Raw genomic sequence first — 15516 nt, forward strand, 5'->3', positions numbered from 1 at the left:
ATCGTTATGGCTGACCAGCTGCCGCGCGCCGAGGTGATCGTCGACCTCGGCGCGATCGCGCACAACGTGACGGTGCTTTCCCGGCGGGCGGCGGGTTCCGGCGCGGCGACCATGGCCGTGGTGAAGGCGGACGGGTACGGGCACGGCGCGGTGCCGGTGGCCAGGGCGGCGCTGGCCGCGGGCGCGACCTGGCTGGGCGCCTGCTCGCTGGCCGAGGCGCTGGATCTGCGCGCGGCCGGGCTCACCGCGCCGGTGTTGAGCTGGCTCGACCCGGTCGGCACGGACTACGCGCCGGGCGTCGCGGCCGGTATCGACCTGAGCGCGGCCGGTTCCGGCCAGTTGGCGGCGATCGTGGCCGGCGCCGCCGCCGCGGACCGCCCGGCCCGGGTGCACCTCAAGATCGACACCGGGTTGGCCAGGAACGGCTGCCCGGCAGAGGAGTGGCCCGCGCTCATCGATGCGGCGGTCGCGGCCGAGCGGGCCGGCCGGATCGAGGTGGTCGCCGTCTGGTCGCACCTGGCCTGCGCCGACGAGCCCGGCCATCCGTCGATCGACGAGGCGGCCAAGCGGTTCGACGACGCCTACCGGCTGGCCCGGGCCGCCGGGCTGAACCCGGTGCGCCACCTGGCGAACTCCGCGGCCACGCTGAGCCGGCCGGACCTGCACTTCGACCTGGTCCGGGTGGGCATCGCCATGTACGGGCTGAATCCGTTGCCACAGCAGGAAGATCTCCGCCCGGCGATGACCTTCCGGTCTTCTGTCGCGCTGGTGAAACGGATCCCGGCCGGCGAGTCCGTCTCCTATGGACAGACCTGGACCGCCGAGCGGGCCACCACGCTTGCCCTGGTGCCGGCCGGGTACGCCGACGGCATCCCGCGCGGTCTGTCCGGCCGGATGGACGTGTGGCTGGCCGGGCGCCGCCGTCCGGTGGTCGGCCGGGTGTGCATGGACCAGATCATGGTGGACTGCGCCGACGATCCGGTGGCGGAGGGCGACATCGTCACGCTGTTCGGGTCCGGCGAGCACGGCGCCCCGACGGCCACCGAGTGGGCCGACACGTTGGGCACCATCGACTACGAGATCGTCACCGGGATGTACCGGCCGCGCGTGGTTCGGTCCTATGTGGACAGCGGAGCGGCCGGGTGAAGACCTCGCACGCCGTGGTCACCGCGGTCGGCGGCGCGCTCGGCGTCGCCGCGACCGGTGCGGCGATCGCCATCACCGCGGCGCGCAAGCGGGCCGCGCACGACTCCCACGTCGAGGAGCCGCTCGGCCGGCTCGAGCCGGACCGGGTGAGCTCGGTGGCCGCCGACGACGGCGTGGTGATCTCGGTGGAGGAGATCGACCCGCCCGGTACCGGCCGGCCCGATCTGACCGTGGTGTACGTGCACGGGTTCGCGTTGAGCCGCAAGTGCTGGCACTTCCAGCGCCGGGACCTGGCCCGGCTGACCTCGCCGCGGGTCCGGCAGGTGCTGTTCGACCTGCGCTGCCACGGCCGGTCCAGCCGGGGCGCCGCCGCGTCCTGCACGATCGACCAGTTGGCCCGGGATCTCGGCGAGGTGCTGCGCGCCGTGGTGCCGGACGGCCCGATCGTCCTGATCGGACACTCGATGGGCGGCATGACGATCATGGCGCTGGCCGAGCAGGATCCGGACCTGTTCGCCGACCGGGTCTGCGGGGTGGTGCTGATCGCCACGACCGCGGGCGAGGTCGGCAAGCGCGGGCTGCCCCGGCCGCTGCTGTCCCGGTACAACCCGGTGACCCGCAGCGTCGGCCGGCTGGCCGGCTGGCGGCCGGGCCTGGTGGAGTACGTCCGGGCGGCCGGCGGGGCGATCACCCGGCGGGCCACCCGGTCGCTCGCGTTCGGGCCGGGTCAGGTGAGCCCGAGCCTGGTCGACTTCATGGTGGACATGCTCGGCGTGACCCCGGTCGCCGATCTCGCCTCGTTCACCGACACGTTCGGCACGCACGACCGGTACGCCGCGCTGGTCGGACTCAAGCACGCGCACGTGCAGGTGATCAGCGGCGACCGGGACCTGTTCACGCCGTTCGCGCATGCCGAGCGGATCGTGGCGGAGTTGCCGGACGCCACCCTGGTGCGGGCGGCCGGCGCCGGGCACATGGTGATGCTCGAGCAACCGGACCTGGTCACCGACCACCTGGTGATGTTGTTGCAGCAGTGCGCTTTCGGCCCGGGTGCCGACCGGCGCCGGTGGTGGCGGCGGCGGTCATGACCGAGCCGGTGACCGTGCGGCTGCCCACCGAGTCCGACACCCTCCACTTTGGACGCAAGCTCGGCGGGCTGCTCCGGCCGGGCGACCTCGTCCTCCTCGCCGGTCCCCTCGGCGCCGGGAAAACCGTGCTGGCCAAGGGAATCGCCGACGGCCTCGGGGTGGCCGGGCGGGTCAGCTCGCCGACGTTCATCATCGCCCGCGAGCACCGGCCGGCGCCGGGCGGCCGGGGCGTGCCGCTGGTGCACGTGGACGCCTACCGGCTGGGCGGGAACCTGGCCGAGCTGGACGACCTCGACCTGGACACCGAGCTGGTGGACGCGGTCGTGGTGGTCGAGTGGGGCGAGCACCTGGCCGAGCGGCTGTCCGAGGACCACCTGCTGGTCCGGCTGGCCCGCACCGAGGACGAGACCAGGATCGCCACCGTCGTCCCGCACGGCGGGTGGGCACACCGCCTCCGGCTAGGCTGAACGGCATGCGGGCGGTGATCTTTGACTGGGGCGGGACGCTCACTCCGTGGCTGACCGTGGACCACACCCAGGGCTGGCGGGCCTATGCGGACGCACTCCACCCGGACGACCCGGACCGGGCGGCCGAGCTCGCCGACGCGATCCGGCTCGCCGAGGCCGCCGCCTGGGGCCGGGTCCGGACCGAGCACCGGGCGTTCACCATCGGCCAGGTGCTCGAGGCGGCCGGCGCCCCGGCCGACGAGGAGGCGTTCCGCGCCTACCGCGACTTCTGGGAGCACGCGACCTACACCGACCCCGAGGTCCCGGACATGGTCGAGGCGCTGCGCGCCAGGGGCCTGCGCACCGGCGTGCTGTCCTCCACGTCGTGGCCGGCGACCTGGCACGAGGAGTGGCTGCACCGCGACGGCGTCCTCGACCTGTTCGACGCCCTGGTCTGGAGCAGCGACCTCGAGTACACCAAACCCCACCGGGACGCCTTCCTGGCCGCCATGACCGCGGTCGGCATCGACGACCCGGCCGACTGCGTCTACGTCGGCGACCGGATGTTCGACGACGTCAGCGGCGCCCAGGCGGCCGGCATGCGCACGGTGTTCATTCCCAACAGCGACATCCCGGCCGCCCAACTGGTGCCCGTCGATGCCCGACCGGACGCCACCATCCGACGTCTCGCCGACCTCCCCGCGGTCGTCGAACCCTGGCTCAGCCGGCACTGACCAGAAAACCCGCTGCCGCCGGCCGAAGGCCGGCGGCAGCGGCCCGGCGACGCAGCGGCCGGCTTTGCCTGGTTGGTGCCCTGAGGTCGTCCCTTACTCCGCCTTACCCGGTCACCGGGGCGCCTCTCAGCGCCCGAGTAAGGGCCCACGCCGCGCGGTCGGCGTGTTCCTCCGATGCCCGGACTCCGCCCTCAGGACGAGAGTTCGTTGCATCGTCAGGAAAGGGTGATTGACATGGAGTGGACCCCAGAAGCCGTCCGGGCCGAGATGGACTACCGGCTGGAGACCGCGCGCCGGCACCAGGCGGTGCGCCGGCTCCGGGACAGCGGCGGGCGCCGGCCACACTGGTGGCAGCGGCTGCGGACGCGGCACTGACTCAGGTGGCGGCTCAGGTGGTAACAATGCCCCGCACGACGCCGAGCTCGACGAGATCCGCCGGCCGCAGCCGGAGCTGTCCGGCCGTGGCCGGCACGTCGGCGGCACTGCGTTTGAGTATCGCCGCGGCGAGCTCCGGGGCGATGACCGCGAAGTACCCGTCCGGGGTGATCCAGGTGGCGTCCGGTGCGGACAGCGCCAGCGCCCCGCCGGAGCCGCCCTCGCCGATCACCAGCGTGGTGACCGGCACCGTGACCTCGGCGACCGCGGCGAACAGCGACGCGATCGCCGGGCCGAGGCCGGCCCGCTCGGCGCCAGGGTCGACGGCCGCCCCCGGCGTGTCCACCAGGGTCAGCACCGGCAGCCCGAGCCGCCCGGCCAGCCGGATCAGCCGGGCCGCGGTGCGGAACCCGGCGGGCGTGGTCGCCGTGCCGGCCTGTGCCGCGTAGGCGATCACCTGCCCGTCGCGCCGGCCGATCCCGCAGAGCATGCCCGGGTCGACGCCGCCGGCCCGGTCTCCGCTGACCGGGCGGCGCAGCTCGAAATAGTCGTCCAGGTAGGCCGACGCCCGCGGCCGCGCGGCCAGCCGGGCCCGCAGCACCGCCGCCCAGCCGTCCCTGGCCGGCTCCGCCTCGCCCAGCGCCCGGGGCACCGGCGCGGGTCGCGGCGCCGGCAGGTCCCCGAGCAGCGCCAGCCACTGACCGAGCACCCCGCGCAGCGTCGCCGCGTCCACCACCTCGTCCACCGCGCCCGCGGCCAGCTGGCCCTCGGCCGTGTACGCCGGATCCTGGGCGAACACCACCGGCCGCACCCGGCTGCCGGCGAACCCGACCTGGGCCCCGGCCACCCCGAGCACCACGTCCGCCCCGGCGCCGAGCGACGCCCACACCCCGCCGGTCGTCGGGTCGCACAGCACCGCGACGTGCGGCGGCCCGGCCGCGCGCAGCGCAGCGGCGGCGGCCGAGACGAGCTGCAGCTGGCGCAGCGCCAGCATCCCCTCCTGCATCCGGCTGCCGCCGGTGGCCAGCATCGACACCACCGGCAGCCCGGCGGAGACCGCCGCCTCGAACGCGTTGGTCAGCATCGCGCCGGTGGCCGACCCGATCGAGCCGCCGAGGAACCGGAAGTCGAACGCGATCAGCACCGCCTCGGTGTCGCCGATCCTGGCCCGCCCGCACACCACCGACTCGCGCTCGCCGGTGCGTTCGGTGGCCGCGGCCAGCGCCGCCGGGTAACCGGGCCAGCCCAGCGGGTCGGCGCTGACCTTGCCCGGACCGAAGTCGGTGAACGCGCTGGTCACCGCGGCGATCATCGCCCGGGCCTCAGCCATCCAGGGATCGTTTCATGACCTTGCCCATCTCGTTGCGCGGCAACGCGTCCAGGAAGTGCACCACCCGGGGCCGCTTGTGCGGGGCGAGCAGCCGGGCGACGTGATCGGCGAGCTCCGCCGCGGTCGGTGCGGGTCCGGCGGCCGGCACCACCCAGGCCACGATCCGTTCGCCGAGGTCGTCGTCGGGCTGCCCGGTCACCGCCACCTCGGCCACTCCGGGATGCTCGAGCAGCGCGTTCTCGATCTCGCCGGCACCGATCTTGTACCCACCGCTCTTGATCAGGTCGGTGGCCCGCCGCCCGACGATCCGCAGGTAGCCGTCCGGGTCCCGGACCGCCACGTCCCCGGTCCGGAACCACCCGTCGCGCAGCGCCGCCGCGGTCGCCTCGGGCCGGTTGAGGTATCCGAGGAACAGGTTCGGGCCACGCACCTCGATCTCGCCGACCGTCGTGCCGTCCCACGGTCCGATGGCCACCCCGGCGTCGTCCACCAGCCGCACCTCGACGCCGTCGAGGGGCACCCCGACGGTCCCCGGCCGGCGCTCGCCGTCCGCCCGCACGCTGGTGTTCATCAGCGTCTCGGTCATGCCGTACCGCTCGACCACGCGCTGCCCGGTCAGCCGGAAGATCCGCTCGTGGTCGGTGGCCGGCAGCGCGGCTGAGCCGGACACCAGCAGCCGGGCCCGGCCGACGGCGGCGGCCAGCTCCGGATCGGCCGCGCAGTCGATGGCCAGCCGGTGGTACATGGTCGGCACCCCGAACATCATCGTGGCCGGGCCGCCCAGCTCGGCCGCGACGGCGGCGCTGGCGAACCGGCCGACGTGGTGCACCGCGCCGCCCCGGCGCAGCGGGCCGAGCACCCCGACGATCAGGCCGTGCACATGGAACAGCGGCAGCGCGTGCACCAGGACGTCGTCCCGGGTCCACGCCCAGGCCGCGGCCAGCGCGTCGAGGTTGCTGGCGATGGCCCGGCGGGGCAGCAGCACCCCCTTGGGCGGGCCGGTGGTGCCCGAGGTGTAGACGACGAGCGCCGGTGCCTCCGGATCCGGCTCGGTGCCGGACCACGCCGTGTCGCCGGCCGGCAGGTCCACCGGCCCGTCCGGCTCGCCGAGCACCAGGCCGGGCTCGCTGTCGCGCAGGATGTGGTCCAGTTCCCGCTCCCCGGTCCTCGGGTTGAGCGGCACCACCGGCACCCCGGCGAGCAGCGCCGCGACCACCGCGACGCAGGTCTCGACGCTCGGGTGCGCCCAGACCGCCACCCGCCGGTGCGCGCGCAGCGACCCGGCGAGCCGGCCGGCCGCCGCGGCCAGCTCCCGGTAGCTCACCGAGCGCGCGCCGAAGCGCAGCGCCTCCCGGTCGTCCCCGGCGGCCAGCGCGGGAAACAGCGGTTGCGCCATTGCTCTCCTTTCGCCGTGTCCGGACCATATTCTCGACTCGACACGGGGAGGGCCGGATGGCGACCGAGAAGTTGACCAACCTGTCCCGGACCGCGATCGGGGTCGCGTTCATGCGGGCGGTGGAGAGCCGGCGGCCCGACCGGCTGTTCGAGGACCCGCTGGCCGAGGCGTTCGTGGTCGCCGCGCAGGCGGTGCTGCCGGACAGCGACCTGATCCAGTCCGCCGCCGCGGCCGAGCGGACCCTGGCCGTCTTCGGACCGCACATCGCCGTCCGCACCCGGTTCTACGACGACTACCTGCTGGCCGCGACCGGATCCGGGTGCCGACAGGTGGTGCTGCTTGCGGCCGGGCTGGACACCCGGGCGTTCCGGCTGGCCTGGCCGGACGGCGTGCGGCTGTTCGAGGTCGACCTGCCCGAGATGACCGGCTACAAGGAGCAGGTGCTCGCCGCGCGGCAGGCCGAGCCGGGCTGCGCCCGCACCGTGCTCGACGCGGATCTGCGCGCGGACTGGCCGGCGCGGCTGACCGAGGCCGGGCTGCGGCCGGCCGAGCCCACCGCGTGGTTGCTCGAGGGGCTGCTGGCCTATCTCACCGCGGACGAGGTGGCCGCCCTGCTCACCGCGGTCGGCTCGGTGTCCGCGCCGGGCAGCCGGCTGGCCTGCGAGCATCTGCCCGAGAGCGGCGGTGCGCTGCTGGACCTGGTCCAGGCCAGCGGCAGCACGGCCGGCGTTGCGCACCTGTGGAAGGGCGGGCTGAGCGAGGAGCTGTCCGACTGGCTGGATCGGGCCGGCTGGCGACCCACCCCGCACAGCGGGCAGGCGCTCGCCGACGCGTACGGCCGGCCCGACCCGGAGGCATTCAGCATGGGCTTCCTGACGGCGGTCCGGGCCACCTCGTAGGCTTGACCCTCGTGCTGCTGCTCGCCGTGGACACCGCGACGCCGGCGATCACCGCCGGAGTGGTCGCGCTGGACGGCGGCGCGGCCCGGGTGCTCGCCGAGCGGGTCACGGTCGACGCCAAGGCGCACGGCGAGCTGCTCACCCCGCACCTGCTGCACGCGCTGAACTCGGCCGGCCGCGAGCTGTCCGAAGTGGACGCTGTGGTGTGCGGCGTAGGACCGGGCCCGTTCACCGGGTTGCGCGCCGGCATGGTGACCGCCGCGGCGCTCGGGCACGCGCTGGACGTCGCGGTGTACCCGGTGTGCTCGCTGGACGCGATCGCCGCCGAGGTCCCGGGCGCGCCGCTGCTGGTGGTCACCGACGCCCGGCGCCGGGAGGTGTACTGGGCCGGCTACGACGGCACCGGTGCCCGGGTGACCGGGCCGGCGGTCGAGCGGCCGGCGGAGTTGGCGGCGCGGCTGCCGGAGTTGGGTGTGCACCGCGCGGCCGGCTACGGCGCCCGGCTCTACGCCGAGGTGCTCGGCCTCGCGGTGACCGGGCCGGAGCATCCGTCGCCGGCCGGACTGGTCGCCGCCGCGGGACCGGCGCTGCGGGCCGGCACCCCGGCCGGCCCGTTGACCCCGCTCTACCTGCGCCGCCCGGACGCGGTCGAGCCGGGCGCGCGCAAGCGGGTGCTGCGATGACGTTTCGGCTGGAACCGTTGCGGCGAAAGGACGTGGGCCGATGTGCGGAGCTGGAGCGGATTCTGTTCCCCGGTGACGACCCGTGGAGTGAGTCGGCGTTCCGGTCCGAGCTGAACGCCGGCCACTACTACGTCGGGGCCTATGTGGATGGTTGGCTGGTCGGCTACGCGGGCATGGCGCTGGTCGGCCGGCCGCCCTCGTGCGAGGCCACCGTGCACACCATCGGCGTGGATCCGTTGTGGCAGCGCAAGGGTGTCGGCCGAGCCCTGCTGAAAGCGTTGCTGGACAAGGTGGACGAGCTGCACGCTCCGGTTTTTCTCGAGGTGCGCACGGACAACGCGGTGGCGATCGGGTTGTACGAGGCGAACGGGTTCAGCCGGGTCGGCCTGCGCCGCCGGTACTACCGGCCGTCCGGCGCCGACGCCTACACCATGGCCCGGGAGCCGGCATGACACTGATTCTGGGCATTGAGAGCTCGTGCGACGAGACCGGCGTCGGGATCGTCCGGCTGGGCCCGCGCGGCGAGTTGGAACTGCTCGGCGACGAGGTCGCGTCCAGCGTGGAGCAGCATGCCCGGTTCGGCGGCGTGGTGCCGGAGGTGGCCAGCCGGGCGCACCTGGAAGCCATGGTGCCCACCATGAAGCGCGCGATCGCCGCGGCCGGTGTCGAACTGTCCGATGTGGACGCCGTGGCGGTGACCTGCGGTCCGGGGCTGGCCGGCGCGCTGCTGGTCGGGGTGTCCGCGGCGAAGGCGTACGCGGCCGCGCTGGACGTGCCGCTCTACGGGGTCAACCATCTGGCCGGGCACGTGGCCGCGGACACCCTGCAGCACGGCCCGCTTCCCTCGCCGTGCCTGGCGTTGCTGGTCTCCGGCGGGCACACCCAGCTGCTGCTGGTGGACGACCTGGCCGGCAAGATCACCGAGATCGGCTCCACGATCGACGACGCGGCCGGCGAGGCCTACGACAAGGTGGCCAGGATCCTCGGTCTGCCCTACCCGGGCGGGCCGCCGATCGACCGGGCCGCCGGGCGCGGCAACCCGGCGGCGATCGCGTTCCCGCGCGGCCTGACCGGACAGCGCCAATCAGAACTGGGACGCCGGCCTTACGATTTCTCCTTCTCCGGCCTGAAGACCGCGGTGGCCCGGTGGGTCGAGGCGCGTGAGCGGGACGGCGAGCCGGTGCCGGTGGACGACGTGGCCGCGTCGTTCCAGGAGGCGGTGGCCGACGTGCTGACCGCGAAGGCGGTGCGCGCGGCCGGCGAGCTGGGCATCGGCACGCTGGTCGTGTCCGGCGGGGTGGCGGCCAACTCCCGGCTGTCCGCGCTGGCCGCGCAGCGCTGTGCCGAGGCCGGGATCGAGCTGCGGGTGCCGCGGCCCCGGCTGTGCACCGACAACGGCGCGATGATCGCGGCGCTCGGCGCGCACCTGGTCGCGGCCGGGGTGCCGCCGTCCGCGCTGGACCTGTCCGCCGATCCCGCGCTGCCGGTCGGCACGGTCTCGGTCTGACCGGCAACCCGAGGCGGCGATCACCCGTATAGCTGGGTGATCGAAGGGAGCCCACGTGCCCGACCGGGATCTCGAGTTCCGCGCGTACTTCGAGGCCCGCGCGGCCGTGCTTCGGCGCACCGCGTTTCTGCTGTGCGGAGACTGGCACAAGGCGGAGGATCTGGCGCAGACCGCACTGGTCAGGCTGTATGTGGCCTGGCCGCGGTTGCACCGGGACGGTCAGGTGGACGCCTACGCGCGCAAGATCGTGGTGCGGGCCGCGATCGACGACTCCCGGCGGTGGTTCCGCAGGCGGGAGACCGCGATGGGCGAGGTTCCCGACATCCAGGCCGCCGCCGCGCCTGGCGTGGACGACGTGATCGACGTGCGGCGGGCGCTCGCCGAGCTGCCGCCCGGCCAGCGCGCCGCCGTGGTCCTGCGGTACTGGGAGGACCTGCCGGTGGCGGAGACGGCGCAGCTGCTCGGGTGCAGCGAGGGGACGGTGAAGAGCCAGGCGGCCAAGGGCCTGGCCGCGCTGCGCCGGCTGCTCGCCGCCGGCCGGCCGGTGCTGAGGGAGCAATCGTGAACGAGGTACGCGAGATGATCGCCAAGGCGTTGGCCGGCGAGCCGCCGCTGCGGATCGACTACGACGCGGTGCGGACCAGCGGGCGGCGCCGCCAGGCCCGGCGGCATCTGGGCATCGCCGGGGCCGCGGCGCTCAGCGTGGTGGCGGTGGTCGGCGCCGCGGTGACCGTGAGCCAGTTCGGCGCCGGACCGGCGACCGACGATCCGGCGGACCCGGCCTCGGACACCGTGGTCTCGGCACCGTCCAGCACGGCTCCCGGGCCATCGGTGAGCTGCGCCGATCTGCCGGTGCCACCCGGCGCCCTCGGTCGCGCGGCGCAGGCGGGGCCGGCGTCCGCCGAGGACGAGCTGCAGGCCGTGCGCCTGTCCGAGGCGTTCAGCCGGGCCACCCTGCCGCTGCCGCCCGGGGTGTCGGCCGAGCCGGAGCGTCCGCCGCTGTGCCCGACGAGCAGCGGCTCCTGGTCCACCCGGTTCACGCTGCGCAGCCCGGCCGGCGACCGGGGCGTGTTCCTGTCGCTGGTGCGGTCCCGCGCTCCGGGTTACCGGGACTGCACCCTGCTGGCCACCGCGGTCGACTGCAGGGTCAGCACCGCCGCCGATGGCACGACGGTGCGCATCCTGGTCACCCCGCCGGACCGGCCCGACGTGCCGGTCCGGGTGGAGGCCGCGGGCTGGCGCCCGGACGGGACGGCGGTGAGCGTGCTGGAGACCGGCGCCCCTGGGGACAACCCGGCGCCGCGGATCCTCGACGACGACGCGCTGACCCGCATCCTCACGCTGCCCGAACTGGGGCTCTCGCGGTCGGCACCGGCGTCGACAACGACGTCGGCACCCGTGTCGCTCCCGCAGGCGCCGTCCCAGCGCATGGCCGACAGGCTGACCGCGACGCTGACCACCGGCACCGTGGTGCCGAGCGGCATGAGGGCCGTCCAGGTGCCCCAGGCCCGGGTGCCGGCGCTGGCGTTCTTCGTCAGCCAGGGCGGTTACAAGCTCACCGCCGACCTGGTGGACAGCCAAGGCGCGGGCAACCTGTTCATCGAGCTGAGTCCGCCGGCCCCGGACGGGATGGCACCGCGCTGCTTCGGGCCGGACTGCGAGGCGATCACGCTGCCGGACGGCCGCCCGGGCGTCCTGGCCAGGACGATCGACGGACAGGTCGTCACGCTGACGCTCAACACGGTGTCGCCGACCGGAACCCAGGTGTCGATCATGTCCCGGAACCGGTCCGCCGTCGGCGAGCAGAAGTCGGCCGGCCCCACCCGCCGGACCCCGCCGCTCGGCCGCGACGAGCTGATCGGCATCGCGATCAACCCCGGCCAGCACTGGTAGCAGTGCTGACCGGGGTTGCGGTGCGGCGCAACCAATGTGACCTCAGGGGCACCGTGACGGCACCCCAGCCACAATCAACCGCTGATCCGCACCAATCGCTGGAACGTAACGACAGCAGTTAATTCCGGAGCGGCGGACTACCAGAGCGAGGGCAGCAGGGTGACGTCGTCGGCGTTGACGAACATCACCCGGTGGCCGAACTGGATCTGGAAGTAGCGCAGCTGGCCGCGCACCACGACGTGACCGACGCTGGTGTCGAAGGTGACCGCCCGGTAGTACTCGGACGGCGAGATCATCCCGAGCACGTAGCGCTGACCGGCCGGCAGGCTGTACTGCAGCGGCGTGACCGCCTGCGCCGGGATGTCGGCCGGGTAGGCCGCCGCCTCCGGGTAGGCCCGGCCGTACACCGGAATGCTGTCCCGGCCCGGTTTCGGCGTGACCACCAGGCCGAGCGAGCTCACCGCGGTGGGGTTGCCCGGCGGGTTGTGGAACCAGCCCTTCTGGCCCAGGTACCAGACCGCCGTCCAGTCGCCGCGCCGCTCGGCGACGGCGAACTGCTGCCCGGTCTCCACCCGGCTGCCGTGATCGGAGATGTGCATGGTGCTCGGCGAACCGTCCGGGCGCAGGGCGATGTCGCGGAGCAGCGGGGCGTCCGCCCGCGGCTCGGTACGCAGAATGACCGAGCCGGAGCCGCGCGGCGGGCACGGCACCCCGGCCGCCGTGCAGCCGGTGAACGCCGGCTGGTTGGTGGCGAAGTCGGGCCGGATGGTGACCATCCCGGTCGGCAGGTTGCCGAAGCCGCGCAGCGGCGCGCCGAGCAGGTCGAAGTAGTGCGCCCAGTCCCAGTACGGGCCCGGATCCCAGTGCATGCCCCGGACCGTGGACGGGATGGTGCCGGGCACGTTGTCGTGGCCGATGATGTGCTGCCGGTCCAGCGGGATGTGGTGCCGGCGGGCCAGGAACCGCACCAGCCGGGCGGAGGAGCGGTACATCGCCTCGGTGTACCAGGTGCCCTGCGCGGCGAAGCCCTCGTGTTCGAGCCCGATCGCCTTGGCGTTGACGTACCAGTTGCCGGCGTGCCAGGCCACGTCCTTGGCCTGGACGTGCTGCGCGACGTGGCCGTCGGCGGAGCGCAGGGTGTACTGCCAGCTCACGTAGGTCGGGTCCTGGACCAGCCGCAGTGTGGTGGCGTAGCTGCCCTCGGTGTCGTGGATGACGATGTACCGGATCTGCTGGCTTTCCGGCCGGTTGGCGAGGTCGTGGTTGCCGTAGTCGCCGGTGCCGGGCCCGTACTGCTCGTACGGTGCCGGGATCCACTCGCAGCCGAGGCCGGCCGGGCACTCGGTCATCGGGTCGTTCGCCGGACCCCGGTTCGCCGGCGGGAGATTCCCTTGTGCGGCAAGGCGAACGTGCTGACCATCGTCGGTGACCCGGTCGGCCCCGGTGCGCAGGGTGGCGAACACCTCGTCGGCGAACACCGTGCCGGCGGCGGGATCGGTCGCCCCGCCGTACCGGGCCACGGCGTCGTACCAGCCGGCCGGATCGGCGCCGGCCGCGCCAAGCTCGCGCTGGTACGCGGCGAGCAGGGCGGCCCCGCCGCGGATGTTCTGCACGGGATCGGAGCGCAGTGCGGCCGGGTCGGCGCCGGTCAGTTCGGCGGCCCGCGCCACGGTGTGCAGCGCCGGATCGGCCAGCTCACCGAGCGTCGCCCGCGGATGCAGCGCCGGCCGGGCCTCGTCGCCGCGGGCGTCCTCGGTGCCGGCGTCGTGGTGGGTGCCGGGCGGCGCCGCCGTCACGTCGGTGAGGTGCATCGGGCCGAAGCCGGCCGTCACGCTCGGCGTCGCGGCGTTGGCGTCCCAGCGGGACTGCAGGTACGACACGCCGAGCAAGATGCTCTCGGGTACGCCGAACTCGGCGGCAGCCGCGGCGAACGCCCGCTGGCGCTGCCCGTCCGCGGGTTCGGCGGCCGCGGGGATCGCGACCGCCAGGCTCACGGTCGTCGTGGCCACGGCGAGAAGAACGGGAAATGGTCTGCGTAGACGCGACATACGGATCTCCCGGGGCAGGACGGAGTGGACCATCGCCAACTCTGCTGCGCCTGCCCCGGGTCGTCAATACTTACCCGTAAAGATCCCTAATTGGTTGATCGCTTACTTGTCCTGTCACCGGCCGCGCGTCGCCTGCTCGTCGGCAACGGTCGCCTCGTCGGTCTGCCGCTGCCGGCGGAACCGCTCGGCGATGCTCCGGCCGCGCTCCTGCGGCGTCGGCTTCGGCGGCGTCTCCACGACGGTGGTCGGAGCATCGCGTTCGGCCACGGACCGCTCCTTGGCCAACTCGTCGGCCAGCCGGTCCCGCTCCTTGGCGTTCTCCCGCGCTTCCCGGCGCACCGCCCGGTACTCGGACCGCACCGCCGCGCTGCGTCGCCCGGCCCGGACCATCATCCAGACGCCGAGGCAGAACACGACCGCCACAACGAGCCCGCTCACGAACGCTTCGAGTGCCGTGACACTCGCCAACTCCCGCCCGAACAGCACGACCGTCTGCTCCGTCCCACCGGTCCCGTTGTACGCCACGAGCAGCGCCGTCGCCGCCGCACTGGCCACGACCAGCAACAACCCGAGGATCAGCATTGGGGTTCACCTCCTGCTACCAGCCCGACACCCGGGCTCCGCCGGAGGAGTTCCCCGCAATGGATGAATCAACCACCCACTGTTGACCTGGGTCTCGTCGTCCCCCGCCACCCTCGGTTGAAGGGCTAGCAGTCGGATAGGTAGAGTGCTAGCCGTACGGCACCAGACACCGCCCCGGCACCCGCGACGGCGGGGTGGCAGGAGCCGGTCAATGAAATAGGTACCTGCCAACGCTTTCGACGACCGTGGAGGTCACACCGGTGAGCGTGAACATCAAGCCGCTCGAGGACAAGATCCTCGTCCAGGCGAACGAGGCCGAGGCCACGACGGCGTCCGGCCTTGTGATCCCGGACACCGCCAAGGAGAAGCCCCAAGAGGGGAAGGTCCTGGCTGTCGGCCCTGGCCGAATCGACGACAACGGCAACCGCGTCCCGCTGGACGTGTCCGTCGGCGACGTCGTGATCTACTCCAAGTACGGCGGCACTGAGGTGAAGTACGACGGCGAGGACTACCTGATCCTCTCCGCCCGTGACGTTCTGGCTGTCATCAACTGACACCGGTCACCCGCTAGACGCCCCGGCGGCCCCTCATTCCGGGGGCTTCCGGGGCGTTTCGCATCGAGGAAGGTAGACATTGCCCAAGCAGATTAGTTTCGACGAGGACGCTCGTCGGGCGCTCGAGCGTGGGGTGAACAAGCTCGCCGACACGGTCCGCGTGTCCCTCGGCCCGCGCGGCCGGCACGTAGTGCTGGCCAAGAAGTTCGGCGGCCCGACGGTCACCAACGACGGCGTCACCATCGCGCGCGAGATCGAACTGGCCGACCCGTTCGAGAACCTCGGCGCCCAGTTCGCCAAGAACGTCGCGACCAAGACCAACGACGTGGCCGGCGACGGCACCACCACGGCGACCGTGCTGGCCCAGGCCCTGGTCCGGGTCGGCATGCGCAACGTCGCGGCCGGCGCCAACCCGACCGCGCTCGGCCACGGCATCCAGGCCGCCGCCGACGCCGTGGTGGCCGCGCTGAAGGACCGGGCGACGCCGGTCAAGGGCCGGGACAACGTGGCCCAGGTGGGCACGGTCGCCTCCCGCGACCCCTCGATCGGCGCGCTGCTCGGCGAGGCCATCGAGAAGGTCGGCGAGGACGGTGTGATCACCGTGGAGGAGTCCTCCACGATGGCCACCGAGCTCGTCATCACCGAGGGTGTGCAGTTCGACAAGGGCTACATCTCGGCCTACTTCGCCACCGACCCGGAGGCGCAGGAGGCCGTGCTGGAGGACACCTACGTCCTGCTGCACCGGGAGAAGATCTCGGCGCTGGCCGAGGTCCTGCCGCTGCTGGAGAAGATCGCCGGCGCCGGCAAGCCGGTGCTGATCGTCGCCGAGGACGTC

17 protein-coding genes are annotated in these 15516 nt (G+C 73.6%); 13 read left to right on the forward strand and 4 right to left on the reverse strand.

The window, feature by feature from the left end; all coding sequences use genetic code 11:
• Positions 1–6: 6 nt before the first annotated feature.
• From alr to VFV67_RS16060, 5 genes are all read left to right on the forward strand, one after another.
• Positions 7–1146, forward strand: coding sequence for an alanine racemase (gene alr / locus VFV67_RS16040; RefSeq protein WP_326470845.1), 1140 nt, complete (start codon positions 7–9; stop codon positions 1144–1146).
• Positions 1143–2234: an alpha/beta hydrolase gene (locus VFV67_RS16045; RefSeq protein WP_326470846.1), complete on the forward strand. Its 1092-nt coding sequence runs from the start codon at positions 1143–1145 to the stop codon at positions 2232–2234. The genes alr and VFV67_RS16045 overlap by 4 nt, the downstream gene beginning before the upstream one ends.
• Positions 2231–2701: a tRNA (adenosine(37)-N6)-threonylcarbamoyltransferase complex ATPase subunit type 1 TsaE gene (tsaE, locus tag VFV67_RS16050; RefSeq protein WP_326470848.1), complete on the forward strand. Its 471-nt coding sequence runs from the start codon at positions 2231–2233 to the stop codon at positions 2699–2701. Before VFV67_RS16045 ends, tsaE begins: the two co-directional genes overlap by 4 nt.
• A gap of 5 nt (positions 2702–2706) precedes the next feature.
• Complete coding sequence (locus VFV67_RS16055; RefSeq protein WP_326470850.1) at positions 2707–3414, forward strand: HAD family hydrolase; 708 nt, start codon at positions 2707–2709, stop codon at positions 3412–3414.
• Positions 3415–3648: 234 nt separating this feature from the next.
• Complete coding sequence (locus VFV67_RS16060) at positions 3649–3789, forward strand: hypothetical protein (RefSeq protein ID WP_326470851.1); 141 nt, start codon at positions 3649–3651, stop codon at positions 3787–3789.
• A 13-nt stretch (positions 3790–3802) separates the two neighbouring features.
• Here VFV67_RS16060 and VFV67_RS16065 read toward each other — a convergent pair whose 3' ends face one another.
• Together VFV67_RS16065 and VFV67_RS16070 are read right to left on the reverse strand one after the other, a co-directional pair.
• A complete protein-coding gene (locus tag VFV67_RS16065; RefSeq protein ID WP_326470853.1) occupies positions 3803–5119 on the reverse strand; it encodes a carboxyl transferase domain-containing protein in 1317 nt (438 codons plus the stop codon).
• Positions 5112–6515, reverse strand: a complete 1404-nt coding sequence (locus VFV67_RS16070) for an acyl-CoA synthetase (protein WP_326470855.1) — start codon at positions 6513–6515, stop codon at positions 5112–5114. Before VFV67_RS16070 ends, VFV67_RS16065 begins: the two co-directional genes overlap by 8 nt.
• Positions 6516–6571: 56 nt before the next feature.
• On the opposite strand from VFV67_RS16070, the gene VFV67_RS16075 reads away from it, so the two are divergent.
• From VFV67_RS16075 to VFV67_RS16100, 6 genes are read left to right on the forward strand one after another with little or no spacing between them, the layout of a single operon-like run.
• Positions 6572–7414, forward strand: coding sequence for an SAM-dependent methyltransferase (locus VFV67_RS16075; protein ID WP_326470857.1), 843 nt, complete (start codon positions 6572–6574; stop codon positions 7412–7414).
• A gap of 11 nt (positions 7415–7425) precedes the next feature.
• Positions 7426–8097, forward strand: a complete 672-nt coding sequence (gene tsaB / locus VFV67_RS16080) for a tRNA (adenosine(37)-N6)-threonylcarbamoyltransferase complex dimerization subunit type 1 TsaB (RefSeq protein WP_326470886.1) — start codon at positions 7426–7428, stop codon at positions 8095–8097.
• Positions 8094–8549 carry a ribosomal protein S18-alanine N-acetyltransferase gene (gene rimI, locus VFV67_RS16085; RefSeq protein ID WP_326470859.1) on the forward strand — a complete coding sequence of 152 codons (456 nt, stop codon included), beginning with the start codon at positions 8094–8096 and terminating at the stop codon, positions 8547–8549. Before tsaB ends, rimI begins: the two co-directional genes overlap by 4 nt.
• On the forward strand, positions 8546–9604 hold the full coding sequence (tsaD, locus tag VFV67_RS16090) for a tRNA (adenosine(37)-N6)-threonylcarbamoyltransferase complex transferase subunit TsaD (RefSeq protein ID WP_326470861.1): 1059 nt from the start codon (positions 8546–8548) through the stop codon (positions 9602–9604). Before rimI ends, tsaD begins: the two co-directional genes overlap by 4 nt.
• A gap of 55 nt (positions 9605–9659) precedes the next feature.
• Positions 9660–10169 carry a SigE family RNA polymerase sigma factor gene (locus VFV67_RS16095; RefSeq protein WP_326470863.1) on the forward strand — a complete coding sequence of 170 codons (510 nt, stop codon included), beginning with the start codon at positions 9660–9662 and terminating at the stop codon, positions 10167–10169.
• A complete protein-coding gene (locus VFV67_RS16100; protein ID WP_326470865.1) occupies positions 10166–11497 on the forward strand; it encodes a hypothetical protein in 1332 nt (443 codons plus the stop codon). The genes VFV67_RS16095 and VFV67_RS16100 overlap by 4 nt, the downstream gene beginning before the upstream one ends.
• Positions 11498–11634: 137 nt before the next feature.
• Here the strand turns inward: VFV67_RS16100 and VFV67_RS16105 are convergent, their stop codons facing one another.
• Both VFV67_RS16105 and VFV67_RS16110 read right to left on the reverse strand, forming a co-directional pair.
• Positions 11635–13545, reverse strand: coding sequence for a peptidoglycan recognition family protein (locus tag VFV67_RS16105; protein WP_326470867.1), 1911 nt, complete (start codon positions 13543–13545; stop codon positions 11635–11637).
• Between the two features lie 114 nt (positions 13546–13659).
• The gene (locus VFV67_RS16110; protein ID WP_326470868.1) at positions 13660–14127 is read right to left on the reverse strand and encodes a hypothetical protein; all 468 of its coding nucleotides are present in this window, start codon (positions 14125–14127) and stop codon (positions 13660–13662) included.
• 260 nt (positions 14128–14387) lie between these two features.
• On the opposite strand from VFV67_RS16110, the gene groES reads away from it, so the two are divergent.
• Together groES and groEL are read left to right on the forward strand one after the other, a co-directional pair.
• Entirely contained in the window at positions 14388–14681 is a 294-nt protein-coding gene (gene groES / locus VFV67_RS16115; protein WP_326470870.1) for a co-chaperone GroES, read from the forward strand.
• A 79-nt stretch (positions 14682–14760) separates the two neighbouring features.
• Positions 14761–15516: chaperonin GroEL (groEL, locus tag VFV67_RS16120; RefSeq protein ID WP_326470871.1), on the forward strand; the 756-nt coding region annotated here is incomplete at its 3' end.

The organism is Actinophytocola sp. (genome assembly GCF_035762905.1).
Taxonomy (GTDB): Bacteria; Actinomycetota; Actinomycetes; order Mycobacteriales; family Pseudonocardiaceae; genus DASYTH01.

Excerpts from the sequence above, each read along its gene's own strand:
- alr (WP_326470845.1), top strand. The coding sequence starts at position 7 with ATGGCTGACCAGCTGCCGCGCGCCGAGGTGATCGTCGACCTCGGCGCG.
- tsaE (WP_326470848.1), top strand. The coding sequence starts at position 2,231 with ATGACCGAGCCGGTGACCGTGCGGCTGCCCACCGAGTCCGACACCCTC.
- VFV67_RS16055 (WP_326470850.1), top strand. The coding sequence starts at position 2,707 with ATGCGGGCGGTGATCTTTGACTGGGGCGGGACGCTCACTCCGTGGCTG.
- VFV67_RS16060 (WP_326470851.1), top strand. The coding sequence starts at position 3,649 with ATGGAGTGGACCCCAGAAGCCGTCCGGGCCGAGATGGACTACCGGCTG.
- VFV67_RS16065 (WP_326470853.1), bottom strand. The coding sequence starts at position 5,119 with ATGGCTGAGGCCCGGGCGATGATCGCCGCGGTGACCAGCGCGTTCACC.
- VFV67_RS16070 (WP_326470855.1), bottom strand. The coding sequence starts at position 6,515 with ATGGCGCAACCGCTGTTTCCCGCGCTGGCCGCCGGGGACGACCGGGAG.
- VFV67_RS16075 (WP_326470857.1), top strand. The coding sequence starts at position 6,572 with ATGGCGACCGAGAAGTTGACCAACCTGTCCCGGACCGCGATCGGGGTC.
- rimI (WP_326470859.1), top strand. The coding sequence starts at position 8,094 with ATGACGTTTCGGCTGGAACCGTTGCGGCGAAAGGACGTGGGCCGATGT.
- tsaD (WP_326470861.1), top strand. The coding sequence starts at position 8,546 with ATGACACTGATTCTGGGCATTGAGAGCTCGTGCGACGAGACCGGCGTC.
- VFV67_RS16105 (WP_326470867.1), bottom strand. The coding sequence starts at position 13,545 with ATGTCGCGTCTACGCAGACCATTTCCCGTTCTTCTCGCCGTGGCCACG.
- VFV67_RS16110 (WP_326470868.1), bottom strand. The coding sequence starts at position 14,127 with ATGCTGATCCTCGGGTTGTTGCTGGTCGTGGCCAGTGCGGCGGCGACG.